A 15,371-nucleotide genomic window follows, 5' to 3' on the forward strand; every position below is an offset into this window, starting at 1 on the left:
ATGCCCTAACCGCTCGTTTTTGCTTTCAAAAAGGCAACAATCCCATTGAGAAATGAGGAACTCAGACCTGTGCGGTCAGTATCCATCTCGTTGACAGGGGCTGGCTCAGAGGTGGAGGGCGATGAAATGTTTACCACTTCTTCCACCATGCCCATGACCATCAGACGAAAACAGATTTTTTGTACCTCTAAGACTGCGATGTTGAGTCTTTGGGCAATCTGCTGAATTGTCGTTGTCCCATCAATATGCTCCCATACTTGCCACTCAATTTTGCCCAATTGAACTGAGGGCGGCTCATTGACTAGGCTAACAATAGTAGAATCGGCAAGCGGTAGCTTATCCATCAGCGGCGTCCAATCCCGCAACAGCCGCAAGCCCGCTAAAGTAATGACTTGGGGCGAAGCACTCAAGCCCGTCATTTCAGCCAAGGGCAGCGGGTGCTGGGCATCAAAATGAAAATATCCTTCCTTCCAAGCAAAAAGATGGGGAATTGGGGTGAGCACCTGTTGCTTGAACAGCAATTGGATTTGCTGGCTATCGAGGATGGCTTGAGACTTCAAGAAAACGCCAAGGGGCATGTTCCCTGGGTAGCGATTCATCACCCGCTGCAGCGTCAAGGGGTGAAGATAACCGCGCTGTTCAATCAGTTGGCGCAGACCTTGGTGATTCAATGTGGTTGTGGCAGCAACGATTTGACCGTAGCGAAAGAAGAGGTAGTGCTCCGGCGCCGCCGGCAGAAAGGGTAGCGCGTGGGATTCATCCATTGACTTCAGGGAAAGGCATCCCGTCTTTTGGCCTTGCTCTAGGAAACGAAAAACCTCGCCTAAAGAAAATTCTGAAAAATAGCCACTGATTTTCATCGGTTCCCCCTAGTTTCGTGATTTTGTTGCTAACGAAGAGCAGTTGCTTGGGACTCGGCGTAGGTTTGAATTAAGGTGATGATGGCTGTGGCAACGGAGGAGCGTTCCAAGGCATTCACGGCAACCATTGGCGGTCGTCCATGGGGACTGAGATAGCCAAGGGCGATCGCGATCTCTTCCATTGGCCAAGCCTCAGGGCGATCTACATGGCTGCAGCCAATGACCATGGGAACTTTGCTGCGATGGCGCATAAAGGCAGAAATCCGCCGTGCAGCACGAAAGTCTTGGGGACGGTGGGAGCTGACCAGCAGAATAAAGGCATGGGCTTTGCGAATCAGGATGTCCCACATAAAGTCAAAGCGCTCTTGCCCCGGTGTACCGTACAAATGCAGTGCCATCTGGGGACTGAATTGGAGACGCCCAAAGTCCATCGCCACGGTGGTACTCGGCTTAAGCTGAGCCGTTTCATCCGTTGCTTTGCGATCCGTGTCCACGGTTTCAATTTCACTAATCGTGCGGATAAAGGTGGACTTGCCGGCACCGACTGGCCCCGTGACCACAATGCGCATGATCTCCATGGGCAACCCCCTCTAAACCCCCAGGGCTGGCTTTAAGCTGCTGAGTTGGGGCTGGAGTTCCGCCAAGACGTTTTTGATCTCTAAATTAAGAATCCCCAGTTTGGCTGAGGCATCGGCGAGAACCAATAGCACCGCATCCTCTGTGCAACTGGTGAGAATGCCATAGCCACTGCCGCCTTCCACGAGAATTCGCTCAATTTGACCACGACTGAGTTCACGCCCAATCCGCTCACCCAGAGACAGCATGGCGGCTGACATGGCGGCAACCCGCTCCTCATCCATGGCGCCCGGCAACACTGCTGCTAGGGTCAAACCATCAGGAGAGACTAGGGCCGCACCTTGGACATTGCTGGCATTGGCAACAAAGCTTTGCAGTGTGGCTTCCAGTTTAGAAACGTCAATTGGCATCTTGTCTTCCTCTTGGCTTAAGTCATCAGGGTTACATGGAAGCGGCACCGGTGGCGATGAGACGCTGGAAAAGGGCTTGAGTCCAACCGGTTTCTTGAAGCACGGCTTGGGACGAGACCTCGAAGTATGCCTGCTCAATAAACGCAAGGTCAATCATACAAATTTTCCCTAGGGCATCGCCAAGAGTCTCTGGTTTATTGTCTTGACGCAACCTTTGGCGCACGGCATTCACAACAACTGCCATCGCCGGCACCACGTGCTGAGGGCCAATGCCGACTTTCACGTGAATCAGACCAATTTTCCAGCGGCGCTCCGCATAGCTTTTGCCCCATCCATCCATGCCGGTAAACATTTCAGCAAACCAATCCACAAAGGTTTGCCGCAGACGGTGCACCCGACCCTCGGTGGCATTGAGAATAGCGTTCATTTCCTCATCGCGTCCGAGGTAGTCGTAGAAAATCTCTGCCATTGCGGGGGCAATATCTTTCCCCCAACTAGCCGCTTCTGTGAGGGCGGCTTTGTCTGCATCCGTGAGTTGAACACGGCGCACCATCGTGTCCATAAAGGCTGTAGGGTCAATTGCCATAAGTATTTATACTCGTGCAGAGGAACAAAAATTAAACGGTAGCTAGTCTAGAAGGTTTGTCAAAGGATGCAAAGTATCACACAATACAGAATTGAGTGAAAGACGGCCAAGACTGAACAGAAAGAGCATCGTCTCCAGAGGTGTGGGAATCTGAAACAAAACTTAATATCTTCACTCACGAGTCGCTCTGACTCCCCATGAAAACTTCAATGCACTATCGAGTATTGCCAACGCAGTTCTGGTTGCAAATATTGCAGCTTATTTACTAGCAGTTTGCTAAATAACTTAGGGGTATTCTTGCGCCCAATTGTTGATGGCGGATCGCCGGCGACCACCCCCTGCTGTCCAGACGCATTTTAGAGGGGAGGCAGCTATGGTGACCCTGCTATTCGATACGGCCAAGGCTCTCTAACAATCCTTGCAAAAAGCAATGAGGTTCCAATCGCGGTTGGAGGTGAGGATCGCACTCTCCCGCGTCAAGGAGGGCATAGCGGCCGAGGCTTAGGGCTATGTGGGTGCCCAATACATTCTCGAAATTATCTTTGGATTATTGAACTATCTTTACCGCTGCCGTGAACAGCACCGCCGCCTTGAGGAAAGAACTCGTTGCCTCCAAGAGGGGAGCGATCGCCTCCAGACCGGCACAGAGTAGCTTTTCAATTCAAGTTTGTTCAGGGGCGATCGCTATTTTTTTGCTAGTTTACTGGAGAAGCCTGCATGCCGACATCAATGAAAGGGCTGTATCTCGTTGTTGATCTAGATCAGACGTTGCTGAAAACAGACATTCTGTTTGAATGTTTTTGGTTTTCTTGGCGTCAAGCTCCCCGAACGTGGCTCAGCATCCATTCTTGGAAGCTAGCCCCCCTTAAACGCCACTTGGCAACCACCTGCCAATTAGATGTTGCTACATTGCCCTATAATCCCGAAGTGATCAAATACATTCAAACTTGGAAAGCAGCAGGGGGCAAAGCTGCCCTAGCCACGGCCACGGATCAACTGTTAGCCGAAAAAGTTGCTGCCCATTTGGGTCTTTTTGATGCGGTCTATGGTTCCAATGGCCAAGTCAACCTCAAGGGAACAGCCAAAGCGCAGTTTTTGCTCAAGCAGTTTGGCGAAAAGCAATTTGTCTATATAGGGGATGCGGCTGCCGATTTACCCATCTGGGCAGTGGCAGCTAAGGCAATTACGGTCAATGCACCGCCATGGTTACGTCAGAAAGTTGAGCAACTCAATCCCCATGTGGAACACCTAGGGAGCGCAAAACGCAGTATTAAGCTCTACCTGAAAGAAATTCGCCCCCATCAGTGGGTGAAAAACAGTTTGGTGTTTGTGCCCATGCTGGCGGCGCATCAGTTTAACTTGCCAACCTTTTGGAGTTCGCTGGTGGCAGCGGTTGCTTTTAGTCTCACCGCCTCCAGTGTCTATGTCTTAAATGATCTGTTAGATCTACAAGCGGATCGCGCCCATCCGCGTAAGCGTCATCGCCCCTTTGCCGCCGGCGATCTTCCCCTTGCCCACGGCCTATGGATGCTTTTCATCTTCCTTGGCGCCGGGATGGCGATCGCCCCCACCCTCGGTTGGCCTTTTTTGGGGATTCTACTGGCCTACTATGCTCTCACCACGGCCTACTCTTTCTTCTTAAAGCGGCGGATTGTCATTGACATTTGCACGCTGGCTGGCCTTTACACCATTCGCATTTTTGCAGGTGCCGTTGCCACCGGGATTTCCTTGAGCGTGTGGCTCTTGGCCTTCTCCATGTTTTTCTTCTTTTGCTTAGCAACGGTCAAGCGGCAAGCTGAACTGGTGGATCAGCAACGTCGCAACGAACTCAAGACCAAGGGGCGGGGCTACCACACTGAAGATTTGCCGATTATTACCATGATGGCCCTCAGTGCGGGTTATGTTTCAGTTCTGGTGTTGGCGCTTTATATTAACTCTCCCCAAGTTCGCTTGCTTTACACCAGACCCCAGGTGCTTTGGGGGGGTTGTGCTGTCCTTCTCTACTGGCTGACGCGCACTGTTTTCCTCACCCATCGAGGGCTGATGCACTATGATCCTATTGTTTATGCCATTAAAGACCGCCAGAGCCAACTCTGTTTCTTGATCTGCCTAGGTCTCTTTATTTTGGGTAAGAGTTTATGAGGTTACAAACCCTCATTATTCGCTATACGGCTTTTGCCGTGATTGCCACCTTGATGAATCTTTTTTCCCAGCGCGTCATCCTATTGATGGGTCAGAGCCTGCCTTATTTTGTTAGCGCAGTAGCAGTGGGCACGCTGGTGGGTTTGGTCGTGAAGTATTTGCTAGATAAACGCTGGATTTTCTTTGATCATAAACAGGGTTTTCGTCACGAGGGTCGTCAATTTACGCTTTATGCAGTGATGGGAATTTTCACAACGGCAATTTTTTGGGGCTTTGAAACCGCATTTTGGTTGATTTGGCAAAGCCATCTCCTGCGGGAAATTGGCGCCATGATGGGTTTAGCCATTGGCTACGTCGTGAAGTACCACTTGGATAAGCGATATGTCTTCTCCCCTCGTGCCTAGGGCTAAAAAACTCGCCGGTTGGGGGCGGTATCCCGTGCAGACCTGCCATGTGTATTGCCCGCGCTCAGAATCCGAGATTATGCAGCTTCTCAAAAGTGGCTTGCCGTTCATTGCCCGCGGCAATGGCCGTGCCTATGGAGATAGCGCCCTTAATCGGGAGGCAACGCTCCAGATGGGCCACTTCAATCGCCTCTTGGGATTCAATCCCCAAACGGGTCAGTTGATTGCTGAGGCGGGCGTGCTCTTAGCAGACATTCTCGATATTTTTGTGCCTCGCGGTTGGTTTCCGCTGATTACGCCGGGCACAAAGTTTGTCACGGTGGGGGGCATGATTGCCGCTGATGTCCATGGCAAAAACCACCACAAAGAGGGCAGCTTCCTAAATAGCGTGGATTGGTTAGATCTCCTAACAGCGGAGGGTCAGGTTTATCGCTGTTCCCCTTCGGAAAATCGCGATCTCTTCTACTGGACGGTGGGGGGGATGGGTTTAACGGGCGTGATTTTGCGAGCCGCCTTTCGCCTACGCCCCATTGAAACGGCTTGGATTCGCCAGACCACCCATATCGCCAAAAACTTAGAAGCTACCCTTGATCTGTTTGAGACTTTTGAGGGGGTGACCTACTCTGTGGCTTGGATTGATTGTCTAGCGGGTGGTGCTCAGTTAGGGCGCTCTGTGGTGATGCTGGGGGAACATGCCACACGGGAGGAGCTGCCGGCTAAATATCGGCAAAGGCCACTACAGACTCCGCAACGCCACAAAATCTCGATTCCGGTGGATTTTCCCAATAGTGCTTTGAATTCGTTGACCGTGCGGGCTTTTAATCAATTGTATTTCCATCGTCAGCAGCGCAAGGCTGGCCGGTCTTTTGTGGATTGGGATACATTTTTCTATCCCTTGGATAGTTTGTTGGGCTGGAATCGCATCTATGGGCGGCGTGGCTTTGTTCAGTTTCAATGCGTTCTCCCCCTTGGTGCAGCACGGGAAGGCTTGGCGGCCTTACTCCATTGCACCTCAGCAGCAGGCGCAGGGTCATTTCTGGCCGTGTTGAAGAAGTTGGGGCATTCCCAAGGCTATTTTTCATTTCCCATGGCGGGTTATACGTTGGCCTTGGACTTTCCGATGTCTCAACGCACCCTCAAAGTTTTAGATCAACTGGAGGAGATCACCCTGCAGTATGGGGGGCGTTTTTACCTAGCTAAGGATAGCCATTTGACCCCAAGGCGCTTGCGGCAGTCTGATTCTCGGGTAGAAACGTTTGTACAGGTCAGGAATGCCCAGCAGTGGACGGTGCACTTTGCCTCGGAACAGTCGAAGAGGTTAAAGCTATGACAGCTCCTGTGTTAATTTTGGGGGCAACTTCCGATATTGGACGGGCGATCGCCCACTGCTTTGCGGCTCAGGGCTATCCGCTTCAATTGGCGGCGCGGCAGAGGAGTCGTCTGGAGCTGGATAAAGCCGACTTAGAAATACGCTACGGTGTGTCTGTGAGTGTCCATGAGTTTGATGTCTTGGCGGTGGAAACCCATGCCGACTTTGTCCAGCAGTTACCGCAGCAACCTGCAATTGTTATTTGTGTTGTCGGCTTGATGCCAGATCAGAAAGAATGTGAGCAAAATCTGCCCCTCGCCCTTAAAGTGATGCGCACCAACTATGAAGGTCCCGCTATAGTTTTGAGTCTATTTGCCCAGCGGTTTGAACAGCAGGGATTTGGAACTCTAGTGGGGATTTCCTCTGTGGCTGGGGAACGGGGGCGGGCGAGTAACTACTTCTATGGCTCTGCCAAAGCCGGATTTACCGCATTTTTGTCCGGATTGCGGCATCGCCTCGCTCAATCGGGGGTGCAGGTCTTAACGGTGTTACCGGGCTATGTGAATACACGCATGACCGAAGGGATGAAGTTACCTTCCCTACTCACGGCTGAGCCACAGGAAGTGGCCAATGCAATTTTCACAGCCATAGCGAAAAAGAAGGACGTAATCTATGTGCGACCGATTTGGCGCTGGATCATGGTAGTCATTCGTTCTATTCCTGAATCTTTGTTTAAGCGCCTGTCTCTGTAACTACCCATGGTTCGCTGCATTACCCTGCTGACGGATTTTGGCCATCAGGATGTTTATGTGGGAGTGATGAAGGGGGTTATTTTCAGAATTTACCCCCAGGCGCAGGTTATTGATCTGTGCCATGACATTCCACCGCAGGATTGCCGTACAGCGAGTTTTCAACTCTTGCAGGCGTTTCCCTATTTTCCTGAGGGGACGGTTCATCTGGTGGTTGTGGATCCGGGAGTGGGGACAAGCCGGCGGGCGATTGCCCTCGATTTCGGCAATGCCTATGGTGTGGGCCCCGATAACGGCATCTTTAGCCAAGTGTGCGATCGCTATCCCCCCCAGCGAGTCGTGGAACTGACCCAGCCGCACTTTTGGCGTACGCCGAACCCCAGTGCCACCTTCCATGGGCGGGATATTTTTGCCCCAGTGGCTGCCCATTTAGCCGCAGGAACAGATTTCGCTCTCTTGGGTTCTGCCATTGACCCCCATAGTTTGATGCGCTTGCCTCACCTAACCTATGAAGTCACCCCCCAGGGCGTCCAGGGTTGGGTTCAAGCGATTGATCACTTTGGCAATGTGATCACGACACTCCCTGCGACCCTTTTAGCCAACGGCTACCAGCAGATCGAAATTCAGGGGCAGCGGATTTCCCTTGTCCACACCTATGGTGATGCGCCACGCCAACACTTGGTTGCATTGGTAGGCAGTCATGGGTTTATTGAGCTGGCGGTGAATGGTGGCAGTGCCCAATCCCTCCTAGGCTGCCAGAATGGTGATCCCCTGTGGCTAGTTTGAGGGGGAGGGGGGACTGCTCAGGACGGTTTTTGAGGCAATGCGTGTGCGTTTGAGAGCCGATTCACTGAGGGTGGATTGTTGCTGTAGTTCTTGGGCAGAGGCTTCGAGGATTTTTGCCGCTTCCGTATCCCCCAGTTGTAAGGCGGTTTTAGCAGCACTTTGCAGAAAAGTGGCTGCACCAGCAGTGTCCCCCGCTTGCAGTTTTGTTTCCGCAAGCTTGGTTTTGCGGTATTTTTCCAACGTGAGAATACTTTGTTGCACTTCTGGATCCACTTGGGGGAGATGCTCTGGTTCTGCTGTGAGCGTCAGGGGAATTCTTTCAGAGAAAAGACCCTTGGACTGCTGTACTGGATCGTCGTAGCGGATCTGTACAAAACCAATCAGGTGCGACCCCGACGGCAAGGGTTGAATACTGAGGGTAATGAGAAGGGTGCGTTTGACGGTAGCGGAGACATCGCCAACGCGAATCACATACTCATGCGGATTGGGAGTTTCATAGGTGAGTTCAATGGTATCGGGAGCCACTTGGTTCACTGGTTTGAAGTTCCCTAGTTGCACCGCCTCACTCAGGGTGAGCAGGACATGGGCATTGGTGTAGTTCACGCTACTGATGTGGCTAAAGAGCGATTGAAAACAGGCAATTGCTTGCTCGGCATACTCAATGAACATGAGGCGCCCGCCACCGGCATCGGCGATCTGTTCCAAGATATCCTGATTCCAGTGAACACCAAACCCCAAGGTATTAAACGTGATGTTGTACTCTGCCGCCAGCTTGGCCAGGTCAAGACAGCGTTGGTTATCCCCGTGCTCATTTTCCCCATCGGTGAGCAAAAAAGCTTGAGAGATTGTGCCCTGTTTGCCCTTGGCCAGCTCTGCCAAACCCAGTTTCATCCCTGCGTCAATGGCAGTGCCTCCACTCGGTTCAAGATTGTCAATTTGCGCTTTAATTATCGCCTTGTCCTTAACCCATTGATTGGGCACCAAAACTTGCGCCTTGTGATCAAACACCACAACACTCAGCCGATCTGTGGGCAGCAAGCGATCGACCAACGACTGTGCCGCTCGCTTCACCATTGCTAAGGGAACCCCTGCCATTGAGCCACTGTGATCCAAGATGAGGCAGAGATTGAGAGGGGCGCGCTGCTGTTGCCGCTGTGCCGTTATGGTCAGTTCCAGTTGCCGCTGTGCCCCCTGTCCAACGCTGACAATGGGATCGCTGAGTTTGGCAATCAGTTCAACCGTCATAAATTGTTATGAAATAATAGTGTGTTGTTTGTTATGAAATATATGAAAAAATAATAGTGTGTTGTCGCTGACCCTACTCTACCATTTTGCCGAAAACTGCCAGACCTATCCTAGGTAATGATACTGAGTTGGGAAGCTCCCGCTGTTTTAGTGACTTCAATGCGGGTTTGAAAAGCTTCCTTAAGGGCAGGAACGTGGGTAACGGCCAGAATGCAGTGAAATTCTGGGGCGATCGCGTTTAGGGCAGCAATGAGGCGCTCACAACCTTGGGCGTCTTGGGTACCGAAGCCCTCATCAATAATCAGAAACTGAACATCACTTCCAGAACGCTGTGCTAGCAGTCGTGCCAGGGCTAAACGCAGCGCAAAATTAATGCGAAAGGCTTCACCGCCAGAATAACTTTCGTAGGGACGGGTACCTTGGCAATCGGCAATGAGGATGTCAAGGGTTTCAATGGGTTTGGTTTCGGCTCCACTGCGGCGGCTGCGCTGGGTAATGAACTGAACATGGAGCTGATGGTTAGTGAGGCGGCCGAGGATATGGTTGGTTTCTGCTTCTAGATGGGGGAGGACGGTTTCAATGAGCATGGCGGGAATGCCATTTTTGCCCAGGGCTTGGGCTAGCTCACAGTAGAGGCGATATTGGTGGCGGAGATGGGCGAGGGTTTGTTGTCCCTGTGCGTATTCTTGAGCCAAGCGATCGAGTTGTTCCAGTTCAGCGGTGAGTTTACCGTGCTGGGCAAGGTTGGCCTCAAGGGTCTGCTGCTGTTTCAGGAGTTCCTCTTGGCGTTGGTTGAGATCGGTGGCAAGGCGGGTGGCGGTGCGAGCACCCTCCTCAAGGGTGGCGAGTTGACGAGTGATGCGTTGGAGTTGCGCCTGTTGTTGCTGCAATGTTTCCTCTAGGTGTTGAAGGTCTTGGCTCAGTTGGGGTTGGCGCGATCGCCCCCGTTGCAGGGTCTGATAGGCCTCATAGTCGGCTTCTAGCGCCGCTAGTTGTGCCTGAATTTGGGCATGGTGCTCAGGATCGTAAGCCAAGGCGGCCAACTGCTGGTCAAGGGTTGCCAGGGTTTGGGCTAGGGGAGAGATTGTTTCGAGGGCATTGAGCTGCTGTTGCAGTGCCTCCTGTTGTGCCATTAGGGCAGGCAGTTGTTCTTGAATCTGACGATATTGCCGCTGCGCTTGGCGGAGTTCCTGTTCTTTGGCTTCGGCCCAGCGCCATTTTTCCACTTGGGCGCGGGCGATCGCCAGATTTTTTTCATCATAGTTCAGACGTGCCAGTTCCGCCTCAATTACTTGTAATTCCTCCAGCGTCTCCTGAGGGCCGTCGGCAAGCTGCTGCTCAATTTGCTGAATTTCCTTGGCCAAGCGATCCAGTTGTGGTTCTAAATCCTGCGTGCTCTGGAGTTGCTGCTGAAGTTGTCCCCGCTGCTCAAACAGTTGTGTCAGTTGTGAGATCTCATAGCGAATATTGAGATATTCTCGCCGCAGGACTTGAATTTCCCGCTCCGTAACCGCCAGTTGCTCGCGAATGACCCACACCTGATTCAGAAGTTCTTCTTTTTCAGCGGCGTTGCGCCGTAGGACTGCCTGATAGTGCTGGGCATCAAGGGGACGTTGACAAAGGGGGCAAACAGCTCCCGGCTGGTTGAGGAGTTCTAAGCGCTGCTCCAGTTGACTAATTTGCCGCTCATACTCCCGCTGGCGGGCTTGGAGTTGCTCTAGGAAACGGCGGCGCTCTAGTCCCTTTTCCCGCACATGATCCTGATAGATGCGCTGTTTTTCAAGAGTTTCAATCTGGGCGGTAATCAATGTCACCGCCTCTTGGAGAGCGGGTTGCCGTTCCACCTGTTGATGGAGATGCCGCCACAACTGCTGCAATTCATCGCGACGGCTGCGGAGCCGTTGTTCCTGCTGTTGCCGTTGCAGTTCAAGGCGCTGTTTAGCTTGGAGGAGGGGAAAGACTTTCTGCTGTAGCTCTTCCTGTGCCCGAAGGTAAGCCCGCGATCGCTGTAACTGTTCAAGGGCGGCGACAATCTGATTTTCTTGCTTGAGGAGCTTTTCCAACTGCTGGCATTGTTCCAGAAGAAATTGCTGCTGGCTCTCCAACCCATGCAAGGTACGCAGAAGGTCTTGGCGCTGCTGGTCGAGGGTCTGCTGGTGGCGATCGCGCACTTGGCGCAGACGTTGATATTCAGCAAAACACTGCTGCAATTGAGCGTCGGCGGTTTTCAGGCTCTGCCATTGGCTGACTGCCGCTTCCAATAGAGGGGCACGGGCTTCTAGCTCCGCAATGGCCGCCTGTTCTTGGCGAAGCATTTGGCACTGCTGCTCTAGATGGGCGATCGTTGTCCCTAGGGTGTCTCGCTGTTGTTGCAGATGTTCGTAGTCCCGCTGTTGTAGTTGATGGACGTGGTAGGCAGCTCGTTCCTCTTGGAGTCGTTGTTGACACTGCTCGATCTGCTGCCGTTGTTGTTCAATTTGCCGATTCAAGGCTGCCTGCTGGGCACGCAAGGTGGGTTCTTGAGCCAGTTGATTCCCCAGGGTTTGGAGCCGTTGTTCCAGAACAGTGATTTGGGCTTTGTAATCACGGGCGCGATCGCGGGCTGCTTCCGCAAGGGTCTCGTATTGATCTAGGCCTAAAAGGCTTGCCAAGAGCTGCTTGCGCTCACTGGGGCGCTTGGCCATAAACTCATCGGCACGGCCTTGGCGCAAATAGGCGCTGTTGATAAAGGTGTGGTAGTCAAGGCGAAGAATTTGAATAATTTTTTCTTGGGTTGCCCGTAGCGATCGCCCCGTTAGGGAGGTATAGCCCGCCGCCGTCTGGATCTGTAACTCTAAAACCGTATGTTGCTGCCGTCGCCGCAACCGCACCACCCGATAGGTCTGTCCTTGGACGCTAAACTCAAAGGTTACTTGGGCTTCCATTTCGCCGTAGTAGATCACATCATCCTCACGGCTAGCGCGGCTTTGCCCCCACAGCGCCCAGGCGATCGCCTCAAGGAGCGAAGACTTGCCCGCCCCATTGGCGCCACAAATACAGGCCAGATGTAACCCCGCAAAGGGAAGAGTGGCTTGGCGATAGCTGAGGAAATTGCGCAATATCAGTTGACGTGGAATCATTGCCGCCGGCAAAGGGCATCATACCCTTGATGTTTGCACAGTTTTGGATATCCTAGGAGGGGCAAGAGGCTCCTAAAGAACCGAAACCGCTACCATAAAAAATGTTGGCTTCTCTAAATCTCCTTGTATGTCTGCTTCGGCAACGAATTCCCCATCCCGCTGGCAAGCGTTGCGCAACAATGCTCTAACCATTGGGGTAGCTCTGTTGATTACCCTCTTGATTCGTGCGTTTGTCGCCGAGTCACGCTTTATTCCTTCAGAGTCTATGGAACCCACCCTGTGGCCTAACGATCGCATTGTCGTTGAAAAGATGACCTATCGGTGGCGATCGCCCCAGCGCGGAGACATTGTTGTCTTTTACACCCCACCGCTGTTACAAACTATGGGCTACAAAGCCGACCAAGCCCTGATTAAGCGGGTGATTGCCATTGCGGGGGAAACGGTGGCGGTTCACGATGGCCACGTTTGGATTAACGATCGCCCCCTTGAGGAACCTTACATTACCGAGCCACCCTCGTACACCTTGCCACCGATGACCGTGCCTGAGGGAATGCTGTTTGTCATGGGGGATAACCGCAACCACAGCAATGATTCCCACATTTGGGGATTTTTGCCCACCCAAAACATCATTGGTCGGGCGATCGCCTGCTACTGGCCGCTTAACCATGCGGGTCTTCTTGCCTCTAAGAGTTTATAGATGTGTTTTGGCTCAGATATAACTCAGATACAAACAATATTAACTTTCGCGCTATCCTTCCTCCCCTGTTAGCGTGCTCCCGCGAGCGGTACGGCGGGGCTTGCCATGCACTGGGTCAAGAATCGAGAAAATGATTATGCTTCAGCCCATCCCACTCCTGCGGACACGCTGCTCGTGATAGAAGTGGCGGATTGATCCTTGGAATGTGATCGCCCGGTGCAATGATCTCTTGATGGTGAAGCCAAGATTCCCGATTACTGGCTGTTGAATCTCCTCAATCCCACGCTGGCAGTCTATAGCGAACCCTCTGAAATGTCACCGGTGCAGTTTGGCTATCTGAGCAAGAGAATGATTTCAGCAAATGGGGTTGTCCCACTGCCGCAGGGTCTTGAACCGGTGCTTGAGCTTGCCTTCCTTTTCCCAAGTGAAGTATAAGAGTCAGTAACTTAAGTAGAGTTTGACACTCCTCTGGCCAACGTGATGGGATAGTTACCCGCTCTACAGCTAAACGCTTAAGGGAGTTGTCCAACTGCCTCTATTCAGTTCATTAAGGTCTAATCAAGGTTTAGCCTTCAGGTTTCACTTACTTTCTTGCCGTTCGGGCTGTTCACTGAATTGAGGGTTATCTCAACTTTAGTCCATAGATGACTAAAGTCACCTTCGCGGAAGTGAGTATTGTGAGCATATTCAACGCTTGCAAAAAGCGTCGTAAGGTGTCTTATAATTATTGTCCAAGCCTAGGGCATATACAGCCCTTTCCTTAAATAGGGGATAGATAAAGGCGATGCAATCCTGTTCCTCAGGAGCTTTTGCAGTTTTGAGCGCATGTTACCCTTCTGAAAAAAGGCGAGTAGAGCACTTTCTTACACCGGCCTTCGCGTTTTTTGCTGCTGTTCTATACCTAGGAAAAGCTGTGTAAATGTAACTCGTCCAAAGAAAATGTAAAACCCTAACCCAAGGGCGATCGCAACTTGAATTCTGAAAAAAATTGTGGTTTGCTAAAGATAGACACTCATTCACTGCGAGTTCGCTGTCAGGCTTTGGCAACCCTTGATTGAATCGCCAATGGATAGACAGTATTTAATCCTTGAAAAGGTAGGTTAAAATGGGACGCAAACAAAAACAAGTAGAACCCTTGACAGGTGCTGCTTTATTAGAGAAGTACAAGCAACTGGAACATCTCAGCCATGAGGAAAAGGCAAAAGCCTGTGGCTACTACACGGTGACCCAAAGTGGCAAGGAGCGCATCAGCAAACTGAAGTTTAACAAGGCACTTCTTGAAGCCTTGGGTATGAAGATTGACGGTAAGTCAAGACGCAGTGGTAGCCGAGGCGGTCGCAGTGCCAGTTATCGAATTACGGTGCAAGCCAACGGCAACTTGCTCATTGGTGCAGCATATACCAAGCAAATGAATCTCAAGCCGGGGGATGAGTTTGAAATTACGCTTGGCCGTAAGCACATTCACCTAAAACAAGTGAGCAGCAACGGTCGCTCCACCGACGATGAAAACTAATCTGAGATATCTAATTTGATGTACGAACCACCCCAAAACCACCACTGCTAGGGCTATAAATACGCAGGCGATCGCTCCCTTGGACATTGATGATGGCGGTTCCTGCGAAGGGATGGGGGATGTGTCTGAGTTTCAGCCATTGATTTTCACCCAGGGCACCACACTCACCACCAGCAAGTCCAAAAGGCAGGATTTTCCGCGACTGGCGCAGGAGGCTAACGGTCATCGGTTCACGAAACTTAAGGACACTGCCCCATCTGCCCCGGTGACGGCAAAACTCCTAAACAATTACAGGGTAGCGGCTTTCTAGCACCTCGACATCGGTGAGCCGAGAATTGCTCATGTGGGTGTGTACAGTACTGGCTCCGGCAAAGGTGGCTTCTGCCCCAGCGCCGCCACAGATGCTTTCGTAGTATTGATAGCGATCGCTCCCCAAGCTGAGATTGTTCATAGTTTCCTGAGCCGCCGCCAGCACGTTGGCAAAATGGGGTCTAGTTCCAACATAGGGCGACAGTGAATGAAACGTTCAACCTGTATTTGGCAAGGCCGATGTCAATAGCCCCCCTATTGACACGGAAATTCCACAGAGCATAATGCCAGATTAGGGAAGTTTTTTAAGTTTCCACCAAGATTTGCACAAACGCTTGATGTTCAGGGCTGGCAATTCCCTGTTGAAGGACTCCCAAGACAGCCGCCAGATCATGGGCCAGTAAGGCCTCCGTGGCGAGCCAGAGGCCGGGAAATTGGCGACTGCGGAGAATCCCTTCAGCATCGGCAGTAAGTGGTTGGTATTCCCCTGCTGCAAGTGAGAACCAATGAATCTGGCGATCGTGGATGCACCAGACGAGGTATTCCTGAACCCCATTGCGGCGGTACACTCTGAGCTTGTCGTGGAGATCGTAGGCAGCACTGCTGGCAGCAATTTCAACCACCAGTTCCGGCGCCCCCTCAATGTAGCCATCCTCGCTAATACGG

General features: G+C 51.9%; 15 protein-coding genes and 1 pseudogene. 8 read left to right on the top strand and 8 right to left on the bottom strand.

Annotation, left to right across the window (positions count from 1 at the left end):
• Positions 1-5 precede the first annotated feature (5 nt).
• Genes Q0683_RS01020 through Q0683_RS01035 form a run of 4 tightly spaced genes read right to left on the bottom strand, consistent with a single transcriptional unit; the run spans position 6 to position 2,432 of the window.
• Positions 6-860, bottom strand: a complete 855-nt coding sequence (locus tag Q0683_RS01020; protein ID WP_298975803.1) for a DUF4388 domain-containing protein — start codon at positions 858-860, stop codon at positions 6-8.
• 29 nt (positions 861-889) lie between these two features.
• A complete protein-coding gene (locus Q0683_RS01025; protein ID WP_298614556.1) occupies positions 890-1,438 on the bottom strand; it encodes an ATP/GTP-binding protein in 549 nt (182 codons plus the stop codon).
• A gap of 12 nt (positions 1,439-1,450) precedes the next feature.
• The gene (locus Q0683_RS01030; protein ID WP_298975806.1) at positions 1,451-1,846 is read right to left on the bottom strand and encodes a roadblock/LC7 domain-containing protein; all 396 of its coding nucleotides are present in this window, start codon (positions 1,844-1,846) and stop codon (positions 1,451-1,453) included.
• 31 nt (positions 1,847-1,877) lie between these two features.
• Positions 1,878-2,432, bottom strand: coding sequence for a protoglobin domain-containing protein (locus tag Q0683_RS01035; RefSeq protein WP_298975811.1), 555 nt, complete (start codon positions 2,430-2,432; stop codon positions 1,878-1,880).
• A gap of 511 nt (positions 2,433-2,943) precedes the next feature.
• On the opposite strand from Q0683_RS01035, the gene Q0683_RS01040 reads away from it, so the two are divergent.
• From Q0683_RS01040 to Q0683_RS01065, 6 genes are all read left to right on the top strand, one after another.
• Positions 2,944-3,084 carry a hypothetical protein gene (locus tag Q0683_RS01040; protein ID WP_298614563.1) on the top strand — a complete coding sequence of 47 codons (141 nt, stop codon included), beginning with the start codon at positions 2,944-2,946 and terminating at the stop codon, positions 3,082-3,084.
• Positions 3,085-3,149: 65 nt separating this feature from the next.
• Positions 3,150-4,574, top strand: a complete 1,425-nt coding sequence (locus Q0683_RS01045; protein ID WP_298975813.1) for a UbiA family prenyltransferase — start codon at positions 3,150-3,152, stop codon at positions 4,572-4,574.
• On the top strand, positions 4,571-4,978 hold the full coding sequence (locus Q0683_RS01050; protein WP_298614565.1) for a GtrA family protein: 408 nt from the start codon (positions 4,571-4,573) through the stop codon (positions 4,976-4,978). Before Q0683_RS01045 ends, Q0683_RS01050 begins: the two co-directional genes overlap by 4 nt.
• Positions 4,956-6,308: an FAD-binding oxidoreductase gene (locus tag Q0683_RS01055; protein WP_298975816.1), complete on the top strand. Its 1,353-nt coding sequence runs from the start codon at positions 4,956-4,958 to the stop codon at positions 6,306-6,308. Before Q0683_RS01050 ends, Q0683_RS01055 begins: the two co-directional genes overlap by 23 nt.
• A complete protein-coding gene (locus Q0683_RS01060; protein ID WP_298614569.1) occupies positions 6,305-7,039 on the top strand; it encodes an SDR family oxidoreductase in 735 nt (244 codons plus the stop codon). Before Q0683_RS01055 ends, Q0683_RS01060 begins: the two co-directional genes overlap by 4 nt.
• Before the next feature lie 6 nt (positions 7,040-7,045).
• Positions 7,046-7,822 carry an S-adenosyl-l-methionine hydroxide adenosyltransferase family protein gene (locus tag Q0683_RS01065; RefSeq protein WP_298614571.1) on the top strand — a complete coding sequence of 259 codons (777 nt, stop codon included), beginning with the start codon at positions 7,046-7,048 and terminating at the stop codon, positions 7,820-7,822.
• On the opposite strand, the gene Q0683_RS01070 is transcribed toward Q0683_RS01065, so the two are convergent.
• Both Q0683_RS01070 and Q0683_RS01075 read right to left on the bottom strand, forming a co-directional pair.
• Positions 7,814-9,067, bottom strand: a complete 1,254-nt coding sequence (locus Q0683_RS01070; RefSeq protein ID WP_298975819.1) for a VWA domain-containing protein — start codon at positions 9,065-9,067, stop codon at positions 7,814-7,816. The genes Q0683_RS01065 and Q0683_RS01070 overlap by 9 nt on opposite strands.
• 110 nt (positions 9,068-9,177) lie before the next feature.
• Entirely contained in the window at positions 9,178-12,186 is a 3,009-nt protein-coding gene (locus tag Q0683_RS01075; RefSeq protein ID WP_298617782.1) for an AAA family ATPase, read from the bottom strand.
• 127 nt (positions 12,187-12,313) lie between these two features.
• Between Q0683_RS01075 and lepB the strand changes: the two genes are divergently transcribed.
• Both lepB and Q0683_RS01085 read left to right on the top strand, forming a co-directional pair.
• Entirely contained in the window at positions 12,314-12,883 is a 570-nt protein-coding gene (gene lepB, locus Q0683_RS01080; protein WP_298611226.1) for a signal peptidase I, read from the top strand.
• Between the two features lie 1,105 nt (positions 12,884-13,988).
• Positions 13,989-14,396 (top strand): AbrB family transcriptional regulator, encoded by a 408-nt coding sequence (locus Q0683_RS01085; protein WP_298611228.1) that lies wholly within the window; start codon positions 13,989-13,991, stop codon positions 14,394-14,396.
• 10 nt (positions 14,397-14,406) lie between these two features.
• Here Q0683_RS01085 and Q0683_RS01090 read toward each other — a convergent pair.
• Together Q0683_RS01090 and Q0683_RS01095 are read right to left on the bottom strand one after the other, a co-directional pair.
• A pseudogene (locus tag Q0683_RS01090) lies at positions 14,407-14,871 on the bottom strand (hydantoinase B/oxoprolinase family protein).
• A gap of 139 nt (positions 14,872-15,010) precedes the next feature.
• On the bottom strand, positions 15,011-15,371 hold a 361-nt coding region (locus Q0683_RS01095; RefSeq protein ID WP_298975822.1), incomplete at its 5' end, for a Uma2 family endonuclease.

It is taken from the genome of uncultured Thermosynechococcus sp., from assembly GCF_938074695.1.
GTDB lineage: Bacteria > Cyanobacteriota > Cyanobacteriia > Thermosynechococcales > Thermosynechococcaceae > Thermosynechococcus.